Annotated in this window: 17 protein-coding genes and 1 pseudogene; 9 read left to right on the plus strand and 9 right to left on the minus strand. The window is 37.7% G+C overall.

The features are described from left to right. Positions 1 to 26: 26 nt before the first annotated feature. Both B5X70_RS13420 and B5X70_RS13425 read right to left on the minus strand, forming a co-directional pair. The gene (locus B5X70_RS13420) at positions 27 to 968 is read right to left on the minus strand and encodes a DUF4922 domain-containing protein (RefSeq protein WP_079558424.1); all 942 of its coding nucleotides are present in this window, start codon (positions 966 to 968) and stop codon (positions 27 to 29) included. Further along, positions 968 to 2,431, minus strand: a complete 1,464-nt coding sequence (locus tag B5X70_RS13425; RefSeq protein WP_079558425.1) for a glycosyltransferase family 2 protein — start codon at positions 2,429 to 2,431, stop codon at positions 968 to 970. Before B5X70_RS13425 ends, B5X70_RS13420 begins: the two co-directional genes overlap by 1 nt. Positions 2,432 to 2,697: 266 nt before the next feature. On the opposite strand from B5X70_RS13425, the gene B5X70_RS13435 reads away from it, so the two are divergent. The 5 genes from B5X70_RS13435 to B5X70_RS13455 all read left to right on the plus strand — a co-directional run bounded on the left by B5X70_RS13435 (position 2,698) and on the right by B5X70_RS13455 (position 5,748). Beyond that, on the plus strand, positions 2,698 to 2,934 hold the full coding sequence (locus tag B5X70_RS13435; protein ID WP_079558427.1) for a helix-turn-helix transcriptional regulator: 237 nt from the start codon (positions 2,698 to 2,700) through the stop codon (positions 2,932 to 2,934). Further along, a complete protein-coding gene (locus B5X70_RS13440; protein ID WP_079558428.1) occupies positions 2,909 to 3,235 on the plus strand; it encodes a HipA N-terminal domain-containing protein in 327 nt (108 codons plus the stop codon). The genes B5X70_RS13435 and B5X70_RS13440 overlap by 26 nt, the downstream gene beginning before the upstream one ends. Before the next feature lie 94 nt (positions 3,236 to 3,329). Then, positions 3,330 to 3,587, plus strand: a complete 258-nt coding sequence (locus B5X70_RS13445; RefSeq protein WP_198314171.1) for a four helix bundle protein — start codon at positions 3,330 to 3,332, stop codon at positions 3,585 to 3,587. A gap of 28 nt (positions 3,588 to 3,615) precedes the next feature. Further along, positions 3,616 to 4,629, plus strand: a complete 1,014-nt coding sequence (locus tag B5X70_RS13450; RefSeq protein ID WP_079558429.1) for a HipA domain-containing protein — start codon at positions 3,616 to 3,618, stop codon at positions 4,627 to 4,629. 279 nt (positions 4,630 to 4,908) lie between these two features. Further along, on the plus strand, positions 4,909 to 5,748 hold the full coding sequence (locus tag B5X70_RS13455) for an ATPase (protein WP_079558430.1): 840 nt from the start codon (positions 4,909 to 4,911) through the stop codon (positions 5,746 to 5,748). Here the strand turns inward: B5X70_RS13455 and B5X70_RS13460 are convergent. The 3 genes from B5X70_RS13460 to B5X70_RS13470 all read right to left on the minus strand — a co-directional run bounded on the left by B5X70_RS13460 (position 5,745) and on the right by B5X70_RS13470 (position 8,961). Further along, positions 5,745 to 6,650 (minus strand): SMP-30/gluconolactonase/LRE family protein, encoded by a 906-nt coding sequence (locus tag B5X70_RS13460; RefSeq protein WP_079558431.1) that lies wholly within the window; start codon positions 6,648 to 6,650, stop codon positions 5,745 to 5,747. The two genes, B5X70_RS13455 and B5X70_RS13460, sit on opposite strands and share 4 nt — an antisense overlap. Positions 6,651 to 6,854: 204 nt before the next feature. Continuing rightward, positions 6,855 to 7,862, minus strand: coding sequence for a thioredoxin-disulfide reductase (gene trxB, locus B5X70_RS13465; RefSeq protein WP_079558432.1), 1,008 nt, complete (start codon positions 7,860 to 7,862; stop codon positions 6,855 to 6,857). 154 nt (positions 7,863 to 8,016) lie between these two features. Further along, positions 8,017 to 8,961 carry a DUF4249 domain-containing protein gene (locus B5X70_RS13470; protein WP_079558433.1) on the minus strand — a complete coding sequence of 315 codons (945 nt, stop codon included), beginning with the start codon at positions 8,959 to 8,961 and terminating at the stop codon, positions 8,017 to 8,019. 274 nt (positions 8,962 to 9,235) lie between these two features. Here B5X70_RS13470 and B5X70_RS13475 point away from each other — a divergent pair, with 274 nt between their 5' ends. The 4 genes and pseudogenes from B5X70_RS13475 to istB all read left to right on the plus strand — a co-directional run bounded on the left by B5X70_RS13475 (position 9,236) and on the right by istB (position 13,947). Then, the gene (locus B5X70_RS13475; RefSeq protein WP_079558434.1) at positions 9,236 to 10,912 is read left to right on the plus strand and encodes a S41 family peptidase; all 1,677 of its coding nucleotides are present in this window, start codon (positions 9,236 to 9,238) and stop codon (positions 10,910 to 10,912) included. 708 nt (positions 10,913 to 11,620) lie between these two features. Next, complete coding sequence (istA, locus tag B5X70_RS18185; protein ID WP_198314170.1) at positions 11,621 to 12,592, plus strand: IS21 family transposase; 972 nt, start codon at positions 11,621 to 11,623, stop codon at positions 12,590 to 12,592. An 18-nt stretch (positions 12,593 to 12,610) separates the two neighbouring features. Next, positions 12,611 to 13,189: pseudogene (locus B5X70_RS18190) on the plus strand (Mu transposase domain-containing protein); the annotation flags it as partial. 32 nt (positions 13,190 to 13,221) lie between these two features. Further along, positions 13,222 to 13,947: an IS21-like element helper ATPase IstB gene (gene istB, locus B5X70_RS13485; protein ID WP_079558435.1), complete on the plus strand. Its 726-nt coding sequence runs from the start codon at positions 13,222 to 13,224 to the stop codon at positions 13,945 to 13,947. 348 nt (positions 13,948 to 14,295) lie between these two features. Here the strand turns inward: istB and B5X70_RS13490 are convergent, their stop codons facing one another. The 4 genes from B5X70_RS13490 to B5X70_RS13505 all read right to left on the minus strand — a co-directional run bounded on the left by B5X70_RS13490 (position 14,296) and on the right by B5X70_RS13505 (position 24,294). Beyond that, positions 14,296 to 15,663, minus strand: coding sequence for a RagB/SusD family nutrient uptake outer membrane protein (locus tag B5X70_RS13490; RefSeq protein ID WP_079558436.1), 1,368 nt, complete (start codon positions 15,661 to 15,663; stop codon positions 14,296 to 14,298). A gap of 11 nt (positions 15,664 to 15,674) precedes the next feature. Beyond that, a complete protein-coding gene (locus tag B5X70_RS13495; RefSeq protein WP_079558437.1) occupies positions 15,675 to 18,668 on the minus strand; it encodes a SusC/RagA family TonB-linked outer membrane protein in 2,994 nt (997 codons plus the stop codon). 1,182 nt (positions 18,669 to 19,850) lie between these two features. After that, positions 19,851 to 21,206, minus strand: coding sequence for a TolC family protein (locus B5X70_RS13500; RefSeq protein WP_159450007.1), 1,356 nt, complete (start codon positions 21,204 to 21,206; stop codon positions 19,851 to 19,853). 31 nt (positions 21,207 to 21,237) lie between these two features. After that, on the minus strand, positions 21,238 to 24,294 hold the full coding sequence (locus B5X70_RS13505) for an efflux RND transporter permease subunit (protein WP_079558439.1): 3,057 nt from the start codon (positions 24,292 to 24,294) through the stop codon (positions 21,238 to 21,240). Positions 24,295 to 24,296: the final 2 nt, after the last annotated feature.

The raw sequence follows: 24,296 nt of genomic DNA on the forward strand, positions 1-24,296 counted from the left end.
GCATCATCTAAAACCCTCGTTGTATATTATAACTGAAGCTTCTTTTTTATCTCTATCCAAACATCATCATCCAAAGTAACCTGTTCAAAAACATTGCGGATGAGACTTTTGTCCAATTTTTCGAAATCCTCGTGGCGGGGTGTAATCAAAACCCCTCCAAAATCCACCGAGGCGGGACTCAAAAGCAACTGGTCATCATCAGTTGCATAGAACTGCTCCGGACGGTGATTTTTCCTGGGGAAAATCACCACTCTCCACTCCTCCCCTTCTTTCTCCACCAAAACATTCATCATCGGCTCCGGATTTGATGGAATAAAATCTCTCAAAACCGAAAAAACTTTGTTAAAACAGTTTTCAACCGCAGCTGCATCAGTGCCAACTATTAAAAGTGTTTTTCTAAGGTAATTATCCATCGCGAAAAGCGAACAGCTGTCGGTACCGAACAAAAACTGTCGGTTTATTCGTGATATTTCCTTTTCAACCGGCAAAAAAACCTTATTCCCCCCCTGAAAATGAAAATGGTCAGGTGCCGAAGCACCACATTTTGGCCCATTATAAAAAATAATAAAATCCGGGAGATGTTCACTCAGTTGCAGCATGTCACCGAAACGTCCGGAGATTAATTGCTCCCCATGAGTATTATCTACAATGGTTAGATGGCGGTGAAAAATGGGAAAAGGATTAACCAGTATGGTGTAATTTTGGTTAAAAGGAATCCCCTTCTGTTCAGTTGGCCGGTTATCAGAGCACAAAAAACAACTGCGCTGCCTGATGCTTTCAGCATCTACTTTTGCAGCCGACGACCTGATTCTTCCGGGGTTAAACTGAATTTTAAATCTAAATCCTTCTTCAAAATCAATGTCTCGGGTTAACACACCGCTTAACCCTTCATAGTTGCGCTCTGCCAGCTTCCATCCGCTTAACTGGCCTGCAAATAGTTCATCAATGCTGTTTATTGCCAATGCCATCAGTTGATTTCTTTATTGAGATTGATTCTGGCCTGGAGTTCAATCGTTCTGATGCGGTCCTTATAGAGATTGTGTCCGTTCATCTTAACTACATCCAGCGAGGCATCAGAGTTTTCTTCCCATCTGCGACACAAATAAAGCGGTTCGTATATCCGTCCAATCTGGTATTGCCTTGAAATTCGCAATCCCACGGCATAATCTTCTCCATAGCTTGTGTTGGGAAGTCTTATTTCCCGTAAAACCGGGGTGTAAAAGGCTCTTGGAGCTCCTAATCCATTAATACGAAGAGCATTATTTCTGCCATTTTCGGGTGTCCACTCACGATGGTCGATCAACCCCGGTGGAATCTCTTTAAGGTTAAAATTGACCATTTGATAACTACCAACCACCATGGCACATTGTTGCTCATAAAACGCCTCTACAATGGTTTGAATTACCTGATTATTAATATACAGGTCATCACTGTCGAGCTGTATGGCAAATTTGCCGCAAGCATCATGAAAAACACCGTAATTCCAGCATCCACCAATGCCTAAGTCATTCCTGTCAGGAATCAGGTGAATCAGCTTTTCATCTGATTCAGCCATTTTTTGCAAAAGCTCCGTTGTGCCATCCGTTGAGTGATTATCTACCACAATTAAATTGAATGGAAATTTGGTTTCCTGCGACAACACTGATTTTATGGCATCTTCGATGGTTTTCACCCGGTTTCGAACCGGAATAATGACCGATGCTTCCACCGGAAAGCCTGAATCTGATAAATCTATCTCACTGAACCGGGGTTGCAACCAGCCTCCAATGGCCTTTAAATTTGCTGTACAAATCTCTTCCATTTCAATTTGCACCGCTCTGTTTTTAGGGTCAACGTAATCAAAAATCTTTTCTCCCGAGGCTCTGTTGTCTGTTTCCATTTCGGTGTAGAGAAACTCAGGAATACGGAAAACTGAATAAATTCTTGACACTGCCAGGCGAAGTGCATACAATCCACCGTATTGCCAGGATTTATCCAGCGTAGGAGCAACATTTTTTATCGCGTCGGTTCTGTATAGCAAAAGTGAACCAAAATCGAAATCATCCCTCAAGCTGCCACTCTGATAATCAATTAACGGATGAAGGACTGATTTTCCATTCATCATTTTATAATGGTCGGAATAAACCATGCCTGCACCGGTATCTTGTGCAATCTGAACCATTCGTTCCAATCCAAACGGCCCTGTTTTTAATGGAGAAGTCTTTGTATAAAAGAGGCTATATTCACTCACTGATGACTCTGCTGCCATTATGATGGTTTTCACATCGTGAAATCCATCTCCTTTCATCCATTGTGCATTTTCAGGCAAATTAAACGATGGTAACTCCCTGCCAATTATAAATATTTGTGATACCACAGATGAACTTAAAAGCTCATCTGTGGTGGCCTTTAAATCTTCGTTTTGAGCTGATAATAAAAAGCACGTAATCATCTTTGCTTAGATTAAAAATTTTGTGGTTTGAAGATATGAATTCTTTTCAGTGCTTGCAAAGAGAAACGCTGCTTGTGCATTTATCTATAACAGTAATGCTGTTATGAATGAGTTACAGCCAATACAACACAAAAGTGCATTACACCGCACTTTTGTATTGGTTTTACAAATTATAATACTCCAACCTCAATATAAGTGCAATATAAAGCTCTTTATTTGGATAAAGTTAGAATATTTCTTAATTTCACATAAAAAAGAGCAACATTATGCACTTTAATAAATTAATTAATACAATAAAAGAACGTAGAGAAAATCTAAAAGTTAACCAAGAGAATTTGGCAAAACTTTCAGGAGTTGGGTTAAGAACACTGAAGCAATTTGAAAGTGGTAAAGGAAACCCTACTTTACAGACTATTCAGAAAATAGCTGATGTATTAGGACTTGAAGTTTGTTTAAAGGTTAAAACGGAAATAACAAATGAGGACGGCAAAAATTCTTTATAAGAACGAAGATGCAGGCGTGTTAATTCAGCATAACAACGGTTCTTTCACCTTTAAATACAATAAATCATGGATAAGTGATAAAACTAAACCTTCTATTAGTTTAACATTACCAAAATCTCAACATGAATTTCATTCAGATTTTTTATTTCCTTTTTTTTATAACATGCTACCAGAAGGGTCAAATAAACAGATTGTTTGTAAACTAAACAGGTTAGACTTAAATGATTATTTTGGGTTACTTCTCACAACAGCAAAGAATGATACTATCGGTGCTATTACAGTTAGGGTAATTGACAATTGATATTGAAGAGAATATAATAAAGAATTAAAGCTTTGAGTTGGCACTTAAGATTGTGAAGTTGCATAAATATTTGGTGGGATAAAAGAAGAAGTATGTGTTATCAAAACAATTGTTGCGCTCAGGCACTTCAATAGGGGCAATGGTTAAAGAATCAGAACATGCCGAAAGCAAAGCTGATTTTATTCATAAACTTTCTATTGCATTAAAAGAAGCTAATGAGACTGAATATTGGATAGAATTACTATACAAGTCTGATTATATTGATGACGATATTTTTAATTCAATCTATACCGATGTGAAGGAAGTTTTGAGAATACTCATTTCTATCATTAAATCATCAAAACTTAAATGAATTAGAAATTAACAATGGACGATTAGCAATGGATGATTTTCAATTTTCAATTTTCAATTTTCAATCGGAAATTAATGTTTGTCCGGGAACTTTAGCTGAAGGTCATACAACTTATAGCAGAGCATGTCTGTCAAAAGTATTTAAAGGAAGAAAAGTGAATCACATATTGCCGTATGATTCACCGACTTCAAATTCCGAAACAAAAGAACTATTTGATGACAATCGTAGGCAAATGTCAATTTCTGGTGTGCAAGAGAAGTTTTCTGTGTTACTTGATAAAAACAAATTACGACTCATCAATGAAGGAGAACAAGGAGAATATATTCTTAAACCTATTCCAGTCGCTGGAAAAAGGCCCGAGTGTATGCCTGCAAATGAACATTTAACAATGCAAATTGCAAAACAAGCTTATGGAATAGAAACAGCTGAAAATGCACTAATATTTTTCAAAAATGGTACACCAGCATATATAACAAAGAGATTTGATTTAAAAGAAGATGGTTCGAAATTAGCTCAGGAAGATTTTGCTTCACTTTCAGGGAGAACTCCGCAAACACATGGAGAGCACTATAAGTATTCAGGAAATTATCTTGAATTATTTGAAATAATGAAAAAGTTTGTACCTGCCTATCACGTAGAAGCTCCAAAGCTATTGAAGATATTACTCTTCAATTATTTATTCTCAAACGGGGATGCTCATTTTAAGAATTTTTCATTAATTGAAACCTCAATGGGGGATTTTAAATTAAGTCCTGCTTATGATTTGTTAAATAGCAGAATTCATATTGAGGACAGAAAATTTGCTTTAGAAGATGGGCTTTTACCAAAAAACATGGCACAAGGAAACATTTTTTCACAATTTAGAATTTTATCAGGAAAAGCAGGGATTAATAAAAATGTTTATGACGATTTAATAAATACAATGCTTAATAAGACTGACTTAGTTGAAAAACTAACTTTTTCTTCTTTTTTGGATGAAAAAACGCAAAGAAATTATTTCCAGTCTTATCAAACACGGCTCAATAACCTAAAAAAAGATTAAGAGACTGTTTAAATTTATATTAAATCTGTTTTAAAGATTTTTAGTCCCGATGAATCGGGATTAGACTGATAGACAAGATTAAACAGAAAATCAGATACATCTAAACGTCTTTCTCAACTATTCTATCTGTCTAGAATCTAACAGTCTACTTATCTATAACATATATTAACCCTAAATATAAACAGTTACTAAGTATAGGCGGTAATATCCTGTGAAAGTAATGAATCCGCCTTAAGTAGGAATACAACCTTGATTAAATTTGCACAAAACCATTAAACCATGATAATTATTGCCGACAGCGGCTCAACCAAAACTACCTGGGCGATTCTTAAAGATAAGAATGTTGTTTCTATCATTCATTCACCTGGTATTAACCCGTTTTTTCAGGATAAAAATCAGATAGTGGAAATACTTAAAGAGCATTGCAAAGAGATAAACAGCACAGTAACGGAAACCTATTTTTATGGTGCAGGTTGCGCCAATCCCGAAAAGTGTAAGATGGTTGAAGATGCCATTAAAGAAGTCTGGAATCCGGAAATAGTTCAAGTTAACAGTGATTTACTGGCTGCTGCCAGATCCTTATGCGGACGAAAAGAAGGCATTGCAGCAATATTGGGAACCGGTTCCAATTCCTGTTATTATAATGGTTCAGAAATCGTTGAACATGTTTCCCCTCTGGGCTTTATTCTGGGTGATGAAGGAAGTGGTGCGGTATTGGGAAAAACCCTCATTGCAGATATTTTGAAAAAACAATTGCCGGATCATATTTGCAAAAAGTTCAATAAAACATACCATCTATCTTCGGCTGAAATTTTGGACAAGGTTTACAAACAACCATTCCCGAACAGGTATTTGGCCGGATTTTCAAAATTTCTGTATGACCATCGGGACGAAGAGAGCATTAAAAATCTGGTAAGAGAGTCATTTGAGAAGTTTTTCAAGCGAAACATTGATCAATACATCGTGAACAAAAAGCTTCCGGTTCATTTTACCGGAAGCATAGCATGGTATTTTCAGGATTTACTTAAAGATTCGGCCTTAAAATCAGGTTACATGACAGGTAAAATTGTGAAAGACCCCATTGATGGCCTGATTGAATATCACATAAATAAAGATTAATACCGGACACCTTTAACATTCATTTCTATGGTATAGACCGATCCCATGGCGGTAATAAAAAGGATGTTCTGGTCAGCACCTCCAAAAGTAACATTGGCCGTCCAATGTTCTTCAATTTTAAAGTGTTCAATCTTTTCTCCGGCTGAATTAAAAACAGTTACCCCATCTCCGGTTAGATAAACATTACCCCGGTTATCAATGGTCATGCCATCTGAACCCAATTCACAGAAGAGTTGTCGGTTAGAAAGCGAACCATCCGGATTAATATCGTATCGATAGGTCTTATCATCACCAATGTCTGCCACATACAAAGTTTTTCCATCGGGAGCACCTATGATTCCATTTGGCTTTACCATCTGATCATCGACTATAATGATATCACTTCTGTCTGGCAAGAGATAATAGACATTCTCCTGCATGAGTTCCTGAGTAGGGTCAACCCAATAGTCGCGTTTATAATAAGGATCGGTAAAATAGACACCTCCCTTGGAATCAATCCACAAATCGTTGGGGCCATTCAACTTATAACCCTCAAAATTGGAAACCAACACCTCGTATTGTCCTGTATTGGTATTAATGGACCAAAGTTCATTCTTTTCATCGGCGCAGGCCAGAAGATAACCATCATTGTCGAAATAGAGTCCATTGGATCGACCGGAGCCATCCATAAAAAGAGAAATCTCTCCATCAATTGACCATATCAGGATTCGGTCGTTGGGCTGATCGGTAAAATAAACATTTCCGTATCGATCTGGGGCAGGCCCTTCAGTAAAACTAAAAGTATCTGCTACCAACTCTAAGGTTGCACCTTCGGCAATGATTGAGGTTTTTTGGTTGTTTGAGCAACCAAAAACAACTAAGCCGAGAATAAGTAATGTGCAAATGCTATAAATAAATCTCATGATATATGGTTTAATCGATAATAACTAAGTGTATTGTAAACCACAATTTATGAATAAACCATTAAACAAAAAAGTTTATCCCCTACACAACATCAAAAGAATGAGTTATCAATGCTAATAAACTATAAAAATGACATCTATTACCTATAAAAAACCACAGAAATACATGAAGTATATCTGTGGTTTAGATGATTGTCAAAAAAATTACTTCAACGGATTCTCGGCCAACCAGCGCTCTGCATCTATGGCAGCCATACATCCGGAACCGGCAGCAGTCACAGCCTGGCGGTAAATATGGTCCTGAACATCGCCACAGGCAAAAATTCCGGGAACATTGGTTTTAGCTGAGCCTGATATAGTTTTGATATAGCCTGTTTCATCAGTTTCCAAATACTCTTTGAAAATATCAGAGTTAGGTGTGTGACCAATGGCAAGGAAGAATCCATCAATTTTGATTTTTACCTCTTCCTCGTTGGGCGTTCCTTTTTCCTTTACAAGCGTGGCGCCCTCAACAACTCCGTCTCCAAATAAACCTTTGGTTTGATGCTTCCACAAAATTTCAATGTTTGGCGCATTGAACACACGTTCCTGCATCACTTTTGAAGCGCGCAATTCATCACGACGAACAATCAGGTATACTTTATTGCAAAGACCGGCCAAATATAAAGCTTCCTCGGCAGCGGTATCTCCACCGCCAACAACAGCTACATCCTTTCCGCGATAAAAAAAGCCATCACAAGTAGCACAAGCTGATACGCCTCCACCAGCGTACTTCTTCTCATCTTCAAGGCCAAGATATTTTGCCGTAGCACCAGTCGCAATAATAACGGCTTCTGCTTCAATCATCTTTTTATCATCAATGGTAACCTTAAAAGGTCGTTTTGAAAAGTCAGCTTTTGTAGCCATTCCAAAACGAACAGAAGTTCCAAACCTTTCCGCCTGCTTTTTCAAGTCTTCCATCATTTCGGGACCGGTAATGCCTGATGGGTATCCGGGGAAATTCTCAACTTCCGTGGTTGTGGTAAGCTGTCCTCCGGGTTGAAGTCCTTCATACATCACAGGTGACAAATTGGCACGTGCAGCATATATGGCAGCCGTGTATCCTGCGGGTCCCGAACCTATAATTAATACTTTAACTTTCTCTACATCTGTGATCTCATTTGTTCCCCCGGCCTTCTCACCGGAGGTATCCATTTTTCCAAATAGCGCCATAATATTTATATATTTACATGTTTATATTTATAGGTGCAAATATGCAACAATTATTCCAAAAAACAAAAACAGCATATTTCATCTCAAAATTTAAGACCACAAAGATATTAGAAATAACCCTTTACAGGAATATCTTATTCATAATAAAAATTGATCATTCATAGTCTGCTCCGATAAAAACAAGAGAATCGGTTCCGACAGAAATTCCGCCAATGATGCCCAAACCATCCTCTATATTAGAATAAATTTTAATAGGATCAACAATTGGCAAATCATAATTATACTCAGCCACTACCCTGCTACGGAGATAATTAAAATAATCGCGCGATTGATTTAAAAGTAAAAAGGTAAGTTTTCGTTTCTGACCAAGTTCAGGGGGTTGAACATAGGAAGCTGGTAAGCGAATGCTTAATTGATACTCTTTACCATTGATCAGGTAATCGGAAAAAGTTCCTCTGAAATCAATTCCTCCTAACAAACTCCCCTCCTGATCACGGATATAAAAAATAGGATCATCTTTTAGAAAACTTACTTTTCGATGCTCGTGTATTAATCCATGATCTGTCTTCGTCCACAGATCTTTTAATACAACCAATTGATAGTAATTATCAACAGACTCAGGGTCATAAAAAACAATTTCACATTGTATGTAAGAAAACCCGGGATTAGCGGGATCCATTATGGCGCTTCTCGTTGTGTCTATTCTCGAAATAGAGACAACTTCCGGTATTACTGTTGAGCCGGAGACTCTGTATCCTGAAGCATCGCCTGCTCTTAACTCAAAATGATCTCCGGGCTGAATAGGTATACCAGGACGTTGAGCCCAAAGATCACGGTATGGATAAGCAAAAGAATCGACAACGACATTGTTTCTAACAACGGTGACATAGCCATCATAAACTCGCTCAAAAAAATCAACAGAAGAGTGGTTTACACTTTTACTTAAATGTACCGTAAAGACGGAATCAGGAATCAGAAATGAAAACAGAGTCAGTCGTCCACCTCCTTCATCCATATCTATTTCAAGATCGGATTCGCAGGAGGAAATCACAGCAATGAACGCAAGTGCTAAAATAAACGAATACTTTTTTATATACATTTCAAACCAGAATCAAAAATCAAACGACAAATATGCGACCAGTCCGCTTATACCAGCGGGATATAAAAGTTCACTTCTGAAAATAGTTGATCAGTGTATGACAAATTCGAACTTCGTTGATCAAACTATTATCATTTTCTTTTCAAATTTAGGAAAATACCACAAAAAGTGACTGACGAATCCGAAATATCCATAGAATGAGCATAAGGAAAAGCAAAATTAAACAGAAAAAAGTGTAAATTTACAGTTCAAAATACGATTTAAACAATTGATTATGAAAACACCCATTCTATTTTTTAAGCTAATGGTACTAATGACCATTTTCTATTCTTGTAAAGATGATGATAAAGCCCAAATACTGTCGACTGTTGAGGTAAACATTAAAATTGATGAAAATTATAATTTCATTCCCCTGGAGAACACCACCATTAGGATTACGAACATACAAAGTGGTGAAACAGACAGCACCAAATTACTGGATGCGACGAAGGTTCTTTTTACCGACTTGATACCAGGAGATTATCAAATTCAAGCATATCGCCATTTAACAGATGACGAAAAAGAGTCTCTATATGGAGATAAATCAACTCAAATTTACATCACATCAACTCAAAATATTAAAGCCGGAGCAATTAAGGATATCAGGATATATTTAACCCTAAAACCCAATGTGGAATTTCTGCCTGCTCAAACACTTACTGTAAACAATTTTATATACACATATATGGACTATGCTTATTTCTGGCACAAAGAAATGCCGGAAATAAATTACAGAACACAAAGAGATCCAGAAGCCTATTTTTACAGTTTGCTTAAGGATCCCGATGATAAATGGTCATTTATCACTGATGACATTGAGGCACTGATAGCTTATTTTGATGGGGTTTCAAAAAGTAAAGGATATTCTATACAACCATATTATTTAAGACAGGGATCAAATCAGGTCATCATATATGTAGAGTATGTTTATCGAAACTCTCCAGCCAGTGAAGCGGGCCTTCAAAGAGGTGATATGATTCATAAAATCAACGGAGAAACCGTGACCGACCAAAATTATCAGCGACTGCTAAATAATGACAACATGGTTCTGACTCTTGGGTATCTTGATGACTCTGGTAACATCGTTTCATTATCGCCCGAAGTGGAGATTAATGCTGTTGAGAATCTACAACATCACCCAATAATTGCCAGTAGCATCCATGAGGTAGAAGGTTCCACAATAGGTTATATAGCTTACTCCTCATTTACCGCTAGTTATGACACCGCTTTAGTCAATACCTTTTCAGATTTTAAAGCAGCCGGCGTAAACGAATTGGTTCTCGATTTAAGATATAACGGAGGGGGAAGGGTTACTTCTGCAGTATTACTGGCCGGATTAATTGCACCAAAATCATCAGTTGGAGAAGTGTTTATTGAGGAAGTGTGGAATGAGAACCTAAAAAATTATAATGCTAAATTGAGGATTCCCAATCAATCAATGAACTTGGATTTAAGTCGGGTTTATATACTAACTACATCAGGCACTGCATCAGCAAGTGAAATGGTGATTTACGGTCTTGCTCCACATATGGAGGTCATACAAATAGGAACACAAACCCATGGCAAGTATTATGGATCGATCATGATTCAGGATATTGACGAAAACACAAATCAAAGAAGACATTCATGGGCGCTTCAACCAATTGTTATGAGAGCTCAAAATGTAACCAACGACATCAATTATCAACAAGGTTTACCTCCAAACCACACATTACGTGACAATATATACAATGCTCAACTGGGAGATATAGAAGAGCATTTTCTGTCTAACGCTATTTCGCTGATCACTTCAGGATCTTTAGTGGAATTAGCACCTGAACTAAAAAAAGCATCCATAGATTATATTAAAATCGAAAATTTTAAGGAAAATAATATTCCTTACCACGGGACTATGATTACTGAGTTACCTTAGTTGAAAGATAAAAGCAATCCAAAAGAGCCTTGAAACAATAGTTTCAAGGCTCTTTTTGGTTTCATAAAAAGAAATCTCAATTTCTATAGATTAGTACAACCATTCATCTTTCTTCACACTCAGGAATAAATTCCAACTTAAATTAGTGGCTTAACACATTAACAACTAAGCCATCCCCAAAAAAAGCAACTACGAAGCAATTAATAGTCCAAGGAGAAACAATCAACAACAGACTAAAACACTATATTAATTTCCCGTTCATCAATAAAAAAAATGAAACCATATACTCAAAGGTTCAGGTATCTTCACCGGATGTAGTACAACTGACAAAACCCTATTGTCAAATAATAAAATATTTATCTGCATAACGGGATCAGTAATGAACGGCATTATAGCATCTTTCTGAAAAATAAACAGACGCTAATGAAGACCAGCCTTTCTTAATAACAAAAATTAATCAAGATCATCCAATGTGGATAAAACGGAGCATACCCACCCAAAAAACGGCTTAGTCCAGATCTAAAAATGGCTCAAAATGCGAGTAAAAAAAGGAGCATTGCCACCCATTTTAAGTTTGTAACGATCTGGACTGAATTCCAAAACGGAGTATATCCACCCAGGACAATTACTCATAAAAAACGGAGCATATCCGTTCACTTTTTTGCCACTATTTTTCTATGCACAAATTGTATAGAAAAAAATGAAGCCATGGCAGGAAAAACAAAAGAGATGAGTAAAGTAAAACAAATGCTCCGGCTGCATCAAAATGGCGTTTCTAACCGCCAGATAGCCGCAGAACTTTCAATAAACAAGGAAACGGTCAACCGTTACATTAAACGTGCTAAAGGAGACCATTTGCCCATTAGTGAGCTGTTAAATCTCGAAGATCCGGTATTACAGCATCGTATGACAGGAGGTAATCCAGCCTATGTGGATAATCGCTTCGAAGAACTAAAAGGACGGCTGCCCTACTACGAAAAAGAATTGGAAAGAAAACATGTAACTCTTACAACTTTATGGGAAGAGTATATTGTTGAAAATCCCAATGGTTATAGCCTGACACAGTTTAGATACCATTACAGGCAGCATACCAAAGCCAAGCGTAAGAACCCATCTTCAATCTTAAAGGATTTATATGTGCCCGGCGAAAAACTTTTTATTGACTTTGCCGGAGACACAATGGAATACATTGACCGGGAGACCGGAGAGGTGATAAAAGTACAAGTTTTTGTAGCTTGTATGCCTGCTACAGATTATGGTTTTGCCATGGCTGTCCCCTCGCAAAAAAGCGAGGACTTTATCCATGCTCTTACATCTTGCTTTCAGGCACTGGGCGACGTTCCCAAAATTATCGTAAGCGATAACCTAAAAGCAGCTGTAACCAAAACCGATCCCTATGAGCCACAAATCAATCGTATTATGGAAGATATGGCTAACCACTATGGCTGTGTGGTGATCCCGGCCCGCCCCAGGCGACCAAAGGATAAAGGATTGGTAGAGAATCATGTAAAGATAGTTTATAACCGGGTATATGCTCAACTGCGTCACAGGAAGTTCTTTTCCTTGGAAGAGCTCAATTGCGCCATTGCAGAGAAGATGCTGGCGCATAATCATAAGCGTATGCAACAACATCCATACACGCGCGAAGAGCATTTTTTAGCCATTGAGAAAAGCCAGTAGCAGCCACTCCCCCAAGATAAGTTTGAAGTGCGTCATTATGCTGATTTGCAGGTGGGACTTAACGGCTGCATTTACCTGGGGCGCGACAAACACCACTACTCGGTACCGCATATCCATATCGGAGAAAAATCACATGTCATCTACACCCGGAACCTTGTTAAAATTTATATCAAAGGCGAATGTGTTGCTGTGCATTCCAGGGGTTACAAACAGGGAGGGTATACCCTTGAGAAAAGTCATCTGGCATCTAACACCCTGGCCTTCCGTGAACGATCGCCCCAGTATTACATTAACCGGGGGCACAGAGTCCTTACTGAGCTTGGCCAGGTCTTCGAGTGTATGTTTGCAACAGCCAATGCTCCGGTTGAAACATTTTACAGGGGCTGTGATGGGTTGCTTAATCTACAGCGCACCACAGATCCGAATCTGTTTAAAAAAGCATGTGAAACCGCTCTTTTATATCAAAAATACCGTTACGGCTTTATTGATGGCTTGATAAAGTCTCAATGCAGGGGTATCTATGAGATTGATATGAACCAAGCACCACAAACGTTTCCGTCCCATGAGAACATCAGGGGAAAGAATCATTTTAAATAAACCATTAATAATCATTTAAAAGAAAGAGTGTAATGAATGAAGTTTCAAATGAATTTAAGAGTTTGAGAATGCCCGGGATGGCTCAATGCTGGACCTCCCTTCTTGAAACACGCAAAATCGATGGTCTGTCCTTTTACGAAGGACTGCAAATGCTTTTACAAGCAGAGAAAAACCAGCGTAAAGAGAATCGCAATGCCCGCTTAATCTCAGCTGCCCGTTTTCGTTATCAGGTGACCATTGAAGAATTAAACTTTGATGTGGCCCGAGGTCTTGAGCGTGGCAAAATCATGCAAATGGCCACGGGCGAATATATTAAGCAGGGAGCTCCTATCCTTATTACCGGGGCTACAGGAATGGGCAAGAGTTGGCTGGGTACAGCACTGGGGTATCATGCTTGTTTAATGGGGTATAAAGTGGCCTATTTTAATATCCAAAAACTCTTTGAAACAATAACCTTACACCGGGTAGAGACCACATTATCAAAATTCTTTGACAAAATGGCACATATGGATTTACTTATTATCGACGACTTTGGTGTAAAAGTGATGGACGGTCAACAGTTGTTAGATTTTATGGAGCTTTTAGAGGACAGGCATGGAAGAAAAGCTAGAATTATTATGAGCCAGTTAGCTGTTGCTGATTGGTATGATGTTATGCTCGCAAACACAACCGCTGCTGATGCCATACTCGACAGGATGGTGCATACAGCTTATCGGTTTGAGTTAAAAGGGTATACAATGAGAAAACCTCAAAACTAATTTATTTTTGTATTTTCATGGTTGAATTATAAAAAAAAGTGAACGGATATGGCCGTTTTCCCTGAACGGGTATTGACCGTTTTTTCCAAATAAAATAAAAATTATAATTTAATGTGGTAGATTTCATGATTTAAAAGTCTATTCTAATTGTTCAAAATATACCCATTGATATTTTGGAAACTGCAAACATTTAAAACACAATAACAGGCTACCTTCATTAAGATAAAAAATAGTTCATAATATCATTCAAAAAATCAAATCTAAAAAAACAACTGCAAATAAGTAAAACGAAGAGACGTCCATACAAATGATGTATGGCGTCTCTTTGTTTTTATGTTAATATAAAATCTAATAACCAGGATTTTGTTCTAACTCAGGATTAACTTCCATAGCCTGACTAGGAATTGGGTATAGAAGATCATTAATAGTTCTCCCTTTACTCTCTACATACACTTGCGCCATAGATTTAGATGGATCGGATTGGGATGGAGTACGTTTCATATCAGTCCATCTGGTTCCTTCAAAAGCAAGTTCAACCCTCCTCTCATGAATAATCTTATGAATATCTATTGTTTCATGGGGTTGTAACCCCCTCTTTTCTCTAACAGCATTAATACGTGCCAAAGCATCTATATCTGTAGAGTTATTTGATATTTTATAAGAGGCCTCAGCAGAAATGAGATACATTTCTGCAATTCTTGCAACAATAAATGGTGCAGAGCCATCACCTGGATCTCTGAATTTCCTTGAGAACCATAAATGTCTGGGATCTTCAAAGGCATCAGGAACAAATAGAACAGAAGCATCTTTGCGTACATCACCTTCTTCATATGCTTCAACTAGGGATAGGTCTACGGGCAACTCTGATCTTCCACTTCCCGGCATAGAACTATGTCGAAGGAAAAAACCTTTGAAATTTGTACCATCCGTAGATGTATGATTAATATAGAAAATGTGCTCCCGATCATTGTTTGCTTTAAACCAAATATTATCGTAATCATCGCTTAAAGCAAAATTTGATGAAGCTATTACTTCTTCAGATAATCGTTTAGCCTCTGTGTTATTTCCTCTAATTAGATAAACTCGAGCAAGAAGAGCTTTCGCTGAATATTTTGATGCTAAGGTTGAATTACGAAAATCGGGTCCATGTTCAACAGCAAAGACTAAATCATCAATAATATATTGCCATACCTCAGCTTCAGAATTACGAGGGACAATTTGGAAGTCAGGATCTCTTGTTTCAATTATTGGCACACCGCCAAAGAGGGTTACTAACCGATAATAAGCGTAAGCACGGAGCATTTTAACTTCTCCAAGATACCTGTTTCTAATATCCTCTTGTATCCCTTCTGCATCATTTAATAAATTAATAACATCATTGGCATTTTGAATAATGGTATATGGACCATTGTAATAACGCATTGTCAAAACATTATTAGTTAAAATAGCATTATTATCAACCTCGCCATGTTGAAAAAACGTGGCTCTATATACCAAATTATCACCAGATAAATCTTCTGTTAAAAAACTTAAATAGAAAAAAGAAATAGGATCTCTCCAAGCAGCATATACCCCTCGAGTTAACAGTTCTATATCATCGCTTGTAACGGTTTCTGGAGTAAGCTGATCACGAGGGAAAACGTCCAACTCATCCTCACAGGATGATAACAACCCTCCTAAAATCAAGAATAAGATAAAATATTTAATTGCTTTCATAATTAACTATATTAAAAATTTGCAGATACACCAAACATTATTGTTCTCATCTGAGGAATTGCCCCTTGATCTACACCATAATTTGCAACAGCTGTTTCGGTTGAAATCTCTGGATCAAACCCGGTATAGTTAGTAAAAGTTAATAAATTTTGGCCTGTGACGTAAAAGCGAACAGAATTCAAATTTACCATTTGCGTATAAACAGTAGGGATTGTATAACCTAATGTAATAGTTTTTAATCTTAAGAAAGAAGCATCTTCAAGGTATCGTGAACTCCTTTGGGTATTAAAGATCCCACTTGCCCCTCCTACAACTCTAGGCTGTTTTGCATTTTGACCTGGCGTAGTCCATCTGTCATCATATATATCTTTAAATACATTCGTAGGAACAGCAGCCGCACCTAAACTACCCCCTCCTCCAATACCTTCTTCATGTAGTTTGTATAGTTTATGCCCATATGCTCCTTGGAAGAATATTGATAAATCAAATCCCCTGTAAGAAAACTCGTTCAACAATCCACCATGAAACTTAGGCATAGGACTACCCATAAACTGACGATCGTCTGCATTAATAATCCCATTTCCATCAATATCATCGTATATCATATCACCTGTTTCAGGATCAACTCCCAAAGCTTTAACCACGAAGAAAGCACCTAGAGGCTGACCAACTTCATGCCTAGTTACGAAGGAACCAGAAATGGGCTGATCATCAAAAAGCTTAGTAATTTCATTGGAATAAGTACTATAAGTTAAAGTGGTATTCCAATTAAAATCACCCCTCATATTTACTGTTTTTACAGAAATATCGACTCCTTTACCTTCCATGTTACCAATATTCTCAAGTCTGGATGCAAATCCGGTTGTAGCAGGAATTGGACGACTAATTAACAAGTCTTTTGTTGATTTCTTATAATAATCAAATTCCAAGAATGCTCTATTTCTGAAAAATCCTATTTCCAGACCAATATCAAATTGTTCAGTTGTCTCCCACTTTAAATCTGGATTACCAAGGCGTGCAAGCGCCAAACCAGATTCATCATTATAATTCTCTCCTGCACCAAATGTTTGTAAATAACCAAAATCAGCAATTCCGCCCTGGTTACCTGTTTGGCCGTAACTAGCTCTAAGTTTTAATGTTGATATCTCATTTATACCAGAGAAGAAATTTTCTTCAGATATATTCCATCCAGCCGATACAGAGGGGAAGTAACCATATCGTCCGTTAGAAGAGAAACGCGAAGAACCATCACGTCTCAAAGAAAACCCAAATAAATACCGATCCTCCCATGAAAGATTTACTCGTCCCAACAAGGACTCTAAAGTATTGCCTGTCCAGCTCGTCCAACCTGCAACCACACTTGCTCCAGCATTTAAGGTGGTAGTTTCATCTGATGGAAAATCCTGAACACTTGTATAAATCCGATCTCTTTGATTCTTCTGAAATTCAAAAACAGCAATTGCATCCAAAAATAATCTATCTTCAAGAAATGCTTCCCGGTAATTTAAGTTTTGAGTTAATACATAATTCATTCTTCGTGATACACCAGAAGTACCACTTCTATTTACACCTTCTCCCTGAAACGATCTAAGAGGATAAAAAGTATCTTCCTCAGTAACTAAGTAATCTATACCAGCAGTCGACCTAAAAGTTAGTCCGTCAATAAGCCTCAACTCCAGAAAATTAGAAGTTAAGACATTGGACAAATTCAATCCCATAAATGGCTCAAACATTCGAACTGGATTATTATACGCATTATCGGCATATGAACCATCTTCATTAAAGACTGCCTGATCTGGACGTGCAACAAGAGCCCTTGGCCATGGACTATAAATACTATTATCTACACTAGTTTCATTACGTTCAGTTCTGGATAAACTCATGTTTGACCCAACCTTTATAAACTCGTTAATTTGATGTTCAAGATTTAGCCTAATGCTGTAACGCTGAAATCTCTGATTATGCAGTAAACCTTCTTGATCAAAATATCCTAAACCAAAATAATATTGCGATCGTTCAGTTCCACCTGATGCACCAATCTGATAATTTTGAATAACAGAACTTGATCTTTTAATCTCATCTATCCAATTTACATCGTGAGGTGGGTTAACAACCTGTTCATTAGTAAATAAAGGTTCCTCACCTATGCTACTCCGTGACTCATTATACATTTCTCTATATTCAGAGGCTCCTAATAGTTTTCTCTCATTTATAATAGATTGTACCCCATAATAGGAGTTAAATGTAATAGAGGACTTCTCGTTCAATCTACCTCGCTTTGTAGTAATTAATACAACACCATTAGATCCCCGAGAACCATAAATAGCAGCAGCAGCAGCATCTTTCAACACATCAATGCTTGCAATATCATCAGGGTTGAGATTAGCCAATGGAGAAAAACCTTGACCAATACTTGTGTTGTATAGATCTTGAGTATTCGATATTGGTACACCATCAATAACAATTAACGGTTCGTTACCAGCTGCTATAGAAGATCGTCCACGAACAGCCATCATAACTGGAGAACCAGGTCTTCCAGATGTTGATGAAACCTGTACTCCTGCCATTCTTCCTGCAAGCGCTTGAGCAACATTCGCAACAGGGACATTCTCTATATCTTGAGCTGAAACATTAGCTATAGAAGTAGTTACTCGACGTAAACTTTGAGTTCCGTAACCAACAACTACGATTTCGTCCATTGTAACAGCCTCTGCTACTAAAAAGACATTTATCACACTTCTGCCAGCTATATTTTCTCTTAAAGTTTGTTTTCCTACAAAAGAGAACACCAAAACTTCGGCATCCTGAGGTACGTTAAGAGAATAAGATCCATCTACCTGTGTTACGGTACCAATGGTAGTACCTTCCACAAATACTGATGCTCCCGGGATAGGCATCCCGTCATCACTTCCTGTGACTGTTCCAGTAATGGTTCGTGTTTGTGCAAACAACGCACTTATCCCGAATACCATTACGAACGAAAGTGCCAAAAGAACTTTCTTCATAAAGTTAAAGGTTTAAAATTAATAATAGGACAATTAAAATATTATAATATGCATTTAAGAACAATCATAATCTTAATCATAACTCTATTACAAATGAAAATGATTGTTCAAATTAAATCGGGTTCAATTGACGAGGGTTAAAGCTCATACTTGCAAATATCTAAAAGAATAAATCAGCTATATTAAAAGTAATAAATGAACTAACAAACCATTAGACTAAAATGTTTCCAAAATACAAGTTAACAAATTTTACTTGTAAAAATTCACACTTTTAACACATTTTTTTGTATTTTTTTACAATACCTGCTTTTAATATGACATTTATCATGTTTAACATCTCTGCTTCCTAGATACAGCAAGAGATACAGCTATTTCTTATGACAAAAGTAACTTTTTTTTTTTATTATCAATAATCAGGACAAATAAAAATACTTAAAATTAAAACCCCCTGTTTTTCTAAGCATAGTCAAAACATACTATCACTATTTCAGACACACCCCCTACACATATACTACCAACACGAAGTTAGTGCGCATTTATTTAACACCACCCCCTATTATCAACTTAATACCATATATAAATCATTCAAGGAAAAAATTAATTTGTTCTCTGTTAAGATGATAAATTAACAGCGAAACAAATAAATAAGTTTCATTTAGTAATTATATAAAAAGTGTTTTCAAAGATCGTAAAACAATGACTAAAATCATTGTTTTCACAACTCTCAAAAACCTCATTTTATGATATATATCATGTAGAAAAAAGAGGCAAAAATATGGTCGAATAAATAAGCGTATTTAACTACTTGTTTGCAAATTATTTACAATAACCTGTAAAGGGTAACAGCAAAAGGAGTCAAAACATCACTAATTTAAAAAAACTCAAGATGCACATTGATGAAGAATGTCATTTAAATTAATCCCAGAATGAATTTTAGCACTCATTTAAATCGTGATAGCGTTAATGAATAATGATGTTTTGAAGAATTATAAAAATTACAGGTATAATAAACTCTCGTTAAAATACTCCTTCGAGGACACAAAGTCTCAACAAGTAACAATAAGGTATCTTGACGATTAAAATGTGAGGGTAATCCAATATACTAGCTCAAAGTATAACAGAATTTCTTAAATGGTGAAAACTAATTTCACTTAAAAGAAATATGCAAGCAGTTCATGGTCTCTATTGAATTCGATTAAGAAACTCATCCATTTGTCCACTTAGTACCAACAAAGATAATTCAAGAAGTTTGGATTGATAAAGTGCATCCAACGAGCGGTCAACAGCGTTAATATAACTGAGCTGAAACTCTCTAAAACCCAATCCGGATAAAACTCCCAGCTCATATCGTTCCAATGCCAACCCCAAGTTAACACGAGAAACTTCGACATTTTGCTTCTCAAAATCCACCATCATGAGATTGTTGAGATACGTGTTATACAGAATCTGCATCTGACTTCTAACCTGAAGGCGAACCTCTTCAAGAGTGAGTTCCTGATTTTTAAGTAAAATACGTGCATTTTTTATATTGCGATCTACCTGAAAGCCATTAAAAATATTCATGGATGCCTCAAAACCATAGTTAAACCCATGGGATTGATTAAACGTTGCAATTCCCGCAGGAGATTCTGACCGGTTATAAGTATATCCTGTCACAAAATCCAGATTAGGATACCTTCCGGATCTGGCAATCCGGATATCGGCTTCAGAGATTTCAATACCCATCAAAGAAATCAAAACAGAAGAGTTATTTTCCATTGCCATTAATTCCAAATCATCCCGATTTAACGGAGCCCCTAAAGTAATAGTGTCCGTTACATACATTGAACCCGATAAATCATGGTTAACCAGTCTGTTCAGGCGAATATATGAATTCTTAAGTAACTCATCCTGACGCACCAGGTATGAACTATCTGCGTTAAAATCAAGTTGAGCCTGTTGTAAGTCCATTCCTGAAGCTGTTCCTATATTAACTTGTTCCTGAATTATTCTATATCTTTCGCGTGAAAGCTCCATGAGCCGGCGGGCAGCTTCCAGTCTATGCTCCTGTACAACTATACGATAATATTGATCACTAATATCTACAACAAGATTTTCTACAACCCGACGTGTTTGCATTTCTGAAACAGAATACTGTAAACCCGTGCGGTCAAAAGTTGCAAACATACCCAAACCATCAAATATTCTCCAAGATAATGAAGCCCCTGCACCAATGTTTTCAGATCTCACGTTACGAAACTCACGCTCTGCACCAGTTTCGATGGCTAATACTCGTTCTTCATTGGTTCTGGAAACATTCGTTCGACCAGATGCCCGCATAGATGGCATAAAAGGTGCATACGAATGGTTGTTTCTGGCAATCTCAGAATTATTCTGCATTATTTGTACAGAAGGATTAGCCTCCAGACCAATCTCAATAAGTTCAACCAGTGACAACTTTTCTTGAGCCTGAATGGAAAAGAACAAACTTAAAAAAAAGAAAGACAACATTTTAGATCTCCTGGACATACTCTCAATTCTTGTGATATTATGAATCATATTTAACAGTTTAACATCAAAACTTTGTGCACTATGCCGCTTCGCTGACATTTGAAACAGCCTTTGTTTTTTCAGAAACAAAACTATAAATGACTGGTACAACGAACAAGGTTAAAAATGATGCCAGTACAAGTCCTCCGATTACTGCAATACCCATAGAAACACGACTTTCCGCTCCCGCTCCAAGTGCAAGCGCCATAGGTAAAACGCCCAAAATGGTTGAAGCACTAGTCATCAAAATAGGACGAAAACGTGCAGCTGCTGCTTCACGAATTGCATCATTAATTGATAGTCCTGCAGCTTTTCGTTGATTAGCGAATTCCACCATTAATATACCGTTCTTTGAAACAAGTCCTATCAACATGATGATTCCAATCTGACTAAAAATATTAAGTGTTTGTCCAAAATACCATAAAGAAACCAAAGCGCCTAAAAGCGCAAAAGGCACAGAGAACATAATGATTAAAGGATCCCTAAAACTTTCAAATTGTGCAGATAGTACGAGATAAATCAAAATGAGCGCCAACATAAAAGCAAACAACAAGCTGGAAGTACTCTCCACGAAGTCCCTTGAATCTCCGGCCAGTTCTGTACTGAAAGTATCATCTAAAACCAATCCTGCAATCCTATCCATTTCCTCCAGTCCTTCGCTCAAAGTGTACCCTCTTGCCAAGCCGGCAGAGACAGTCGCTGAAACAAATCTGTTATACCGGAATAATTGCGGTGGAGTACTGCTGAATTCCATGGTTACCAAATTGTCCAACTGGATAAGTTCTCCTGTACGATTGCGGACAAATAGGGAAGCGATATCGGCTGGTTGATTGCGGTTCTCTCTTTCCAACTCCCCAATAATATAATACTGCTTTCCATTCATTATATAATACCCGAGACGCTGGCCACTGAAAGTTAGCTGAAGAGTCTGAGCAATATCCTGAACAGATACTCCTAGCATAGCAGCTTTTTCCCGATCTATGATAATACGCAATTCAGGTTTAGTGAATTTTAAATTCACATCGTAGTTCTGGAAATATTCACTTTGGCTCACCTCGTTCATAAACAATGGCAGAAATTCTTTGAGTTTCTCCAGATTTTGAGCCTGTAAAACGTACTGAACAGGTAATCCGCCTCTTCTTCCACCAAAAGTTTGTTGTTGGGTAACGAAACTTCGGGCTCCTGTAAGTCCTCTAATCCGCTCGCCAAGATCATCTGCAATTTCCTGCTGGGTTCTATCTCGATCATCGGGATCATCAAGTGTAACACTGAAAAAGGCCGCATTGTTATTCCAAATACCAACTATTTGAAATATATTTTGGGCTTCGGGTACCTCCTCCCTAATCAAATCGGCAAGTTCGTCAGTGTATCGAAGCGTATAATCAAATGTTGCTCCTTCAGGAGCAGTTGCATTGATCCTTAATTGCGAACGATCCTCTAAAGGAGCCATTTCTGAAGGAATATTAACCCAAAGTCTCCAAATTGCCAATATAGCAATCCCCATAATCAAAGGCGTTAACCACCATCTTCTCATGAAAGTCTCCAAAGAACTTCTGTAAGCTTCCGTTAACCAGTTAAAGAAGGGTTCGGTGGAGCGATAAAATACATTGTGACCTTTATCCCGTTTCTTTAAAATCTTTGTTGAAAGCATGGGAGTTAAAGTCAACGCCACAAAAGATGAGATAACAACTGCACCCGCAATCACTATACTAAACTCCCGGAATAAACGCCCTGTAACACCTTGAAGAAAAACAATGGGAAAAAACACAGCCACCAATGTGATAGATGTAGCAATTACGGCAAAGAAAATTTCCGCGGCACCCTGTACACCAGCCTCATGGGGGTCCATCCCCTTTTCAATTTTGGTGTAAATATTTTCCATTACAACAATGGCATCATCCACAACCAGACCAATTGCCAAAACAATAGCCAGAAGAGTTAAAATATTGATGGTAAAACCGGCAGCATACATGATAAAGAATGATCCGATCAGTGATACCGGTATGGCAATGGCAGGAATCAGGGTGGTGCGCCAATCTCTCAAAAACAGAAAGATTATAAGCACTACCAGAATAAATGCGATATAAATGGTTTGTTGAACCTCACTAATTGAATCTCTGATGTATTGTGTATTATCAAAACCTACTTCAGCTATTATATCTGATGGCAAATCCCGCCTGATCTCTTCTAACCGCACCAGAGCTTCGTCTACAATAGATATATAATTGGCACCCGGCTGAGGAACCAGAACATTGTTAACCATGGGCACGCCATTCATTTTAAGAATACTGCGCATATTCTGAGCCTCAACCACGGCTCGGCCTAAATCACCAAATCTCACAACTCTATCGCCATCCTGAAAAACCACCATTCGGTTAAAATCATCAAGAGATGTAAATCGCCCCATGGTTCTAACCGTAAGTTCAATATTATCTCCTTCTATACTTCCGGATGGAAGCTCAATATTTTCGCGCGATAAAGCGTTCCTGACATCAACCGGAGTTAATCCGTAAGCGGCAAGTTTGGCCGGATCCATCCACAAACGAATGGCAAATCGTTTGGCTCCCCAAGTTAACACATCACTTACACCAGGTATGGTTTGAAGGCGCTCTTTAAAATTCACTTCGGCAAACTCAGTAAGATCTATTAATGAGCGTGAGTCACTTCTGATTGTAATTGAGAAAATGGGTTGTGCGTCAGCATCCGCCTTTGAAACTGTAGGAGGATCGGCGTCCGGTGGTAAGCGCCTCATGGCACCTGATACTTTATCACGTACGTCATTTGCAGCCGTTTCCAAATCTACTTCCAGATTAAACTCAACAGTAATATTGCTGCTTCCATCCCGACTGGAACTGGTTATGCTGCGTATTCCGGGTATTCCATTAACAGCCTGTTCCAATGGTTCTGTTATCTGTGTTTCAATAACATCAGCATTTGCACCAACAAACCTTGTTGACACTGTAACTATGGGCTGATCAACACTCGGAAAGTCTCTAACCCCCAAATAACCAAATCCTATTATGCCGATTATCACGATGAACAGACTCATCACAATAGCCAATACCGGTCGCCGAATACTTAATGATGATAAACTCATAC

The organism is Alkalitalea saponilacus (genome assembly GCF_900168165.1).
In the GTDB taxonomy this organism is placed as follows: domain Bacteria; phylum Bacteroidota; class Bacteroidia; order Bacteroidales; family Marinilabiliaceae; genus Natronoflexus; species Natronoflexus saponilacus.

What these genes read in the sequence shown, in the direction of transcription:
- B5X70_RS13420 (WP_079558424.1), bottom strand. Translation starts at nt 968, where the DNA reads ATGGCATTGGCAATAAACAGCATTGATGAACTATTTGCAGGCCAGTTA.
- B5X70_RS13425 (WP_079558425.1), bottom strand. Translation starts at nt 2,431, where the DNA reads ATGATTACGTGCTTTTTATTATCAGCTCAAAACGAAGATTTAAAGGCC.
- B5X70_RS13435 (WP_079558427.1), top strand. Translation starts at nt 2,698, where the DNA reads ATGCACTTTAATAAATTAATTAATACAATAAAAGAACGTAGAGAAAAT.
- B5X70_RS13440 (WP_079558428.1), top strand. Translation starts at nt 2,909, where the DNA reads ATGAGGACGGCAAAAATTCTTTATAAGAACGAAGATGCAGGCGTGTTA.
- B5X70_RS13450 (WP_079558429.1), top strand. Translation starts at nt 3,616, where the DNA reads ATGGATGATTTTCAATTTTCAATTTTCAATTTTCAATCGGAAATTAAT.
- B5X70_RS13455 (WP_079558430.1), top strand. Translation starts at nt 4,909, where the DNA reads ATGATAATTATTGCCGACAGCGGCTCAACCAAAACTACCTGGGCGATT.
- B5X70_RS13460 (WP_079558431.1), bottom strand. Translation starts at nt 6,650, where the DNA reads ATGAGATTTATTTATAGCATTTGCACATTACTTATTCTCGGCTTAGTT.
- trxB (WP_079558432.1), bottom strand. Translation starts at nt 7,862, where the DNA reads ATGGCGCTATTTGGAAAAATGGATACCTCCGGTGAGAAGGCCGGGGGA.
- B5X70_RS13470 (WP_079558433.1), bottom strand. Translation starts at nt 8,961, where the DNA reads ATGTATATAAAAAAGTATTCGTTTATTTTAGCACTTGCGTTCATTGCT.
- B5X70_RS13475 (WP_079558434.1), top strand. Translation starts at nt 9,236, where the DNA reads ATGAAAACACCCATTCTATTTTTTAAGCTAATGGTACTAATGACCATT.
- istA (WP_198314170.1), top strand. Translation starts at nt 11,621, where the DNA reads ATGGCAGGAAAAACAAAAGAGATGAGTAAAGTAAAACAAATGCTCCGG.
- istB (WP_079558435.1), top strand. Translation starts at nt 13,222, where the DNA reads ATGAATGAAGTTTCAAATGAATTTAAGAGTTTGAGAATGCCCGGGATG.
- B5X70_RS13490 (WP_079558436.1), bottom strand. Translation starts at nt 15,663, where the DNA reads ATGAAAGCAATTAAATATTTTATCTTATTCTTGATTTTAGGAGGGTTG.
- B5X70_RS13495 (WP_079558437.1), bottom strand. Translation starts at nt 18,668, where the DNA reads ATGAAGAAAGTTCTTTTGGCACTTTCGTTCGTAATGGTATTCGGGATA.
- B5X70_RS13500 (WP_159450007.1), bottom strand. Translation starts at nt 21,206, where the DNA reads ATGATTCATAATATCACAAGAATTGAGAGTATGTCCAGGAGATCTAAA.
- B5X70_RS13505 (WP_079558439.1), bottom strand. Translation starts at nt 24,294, where the DNA reads ATGAGTTTATCATCATTAAGTATTCGGCGACCGGTATTGGCTATTGTG.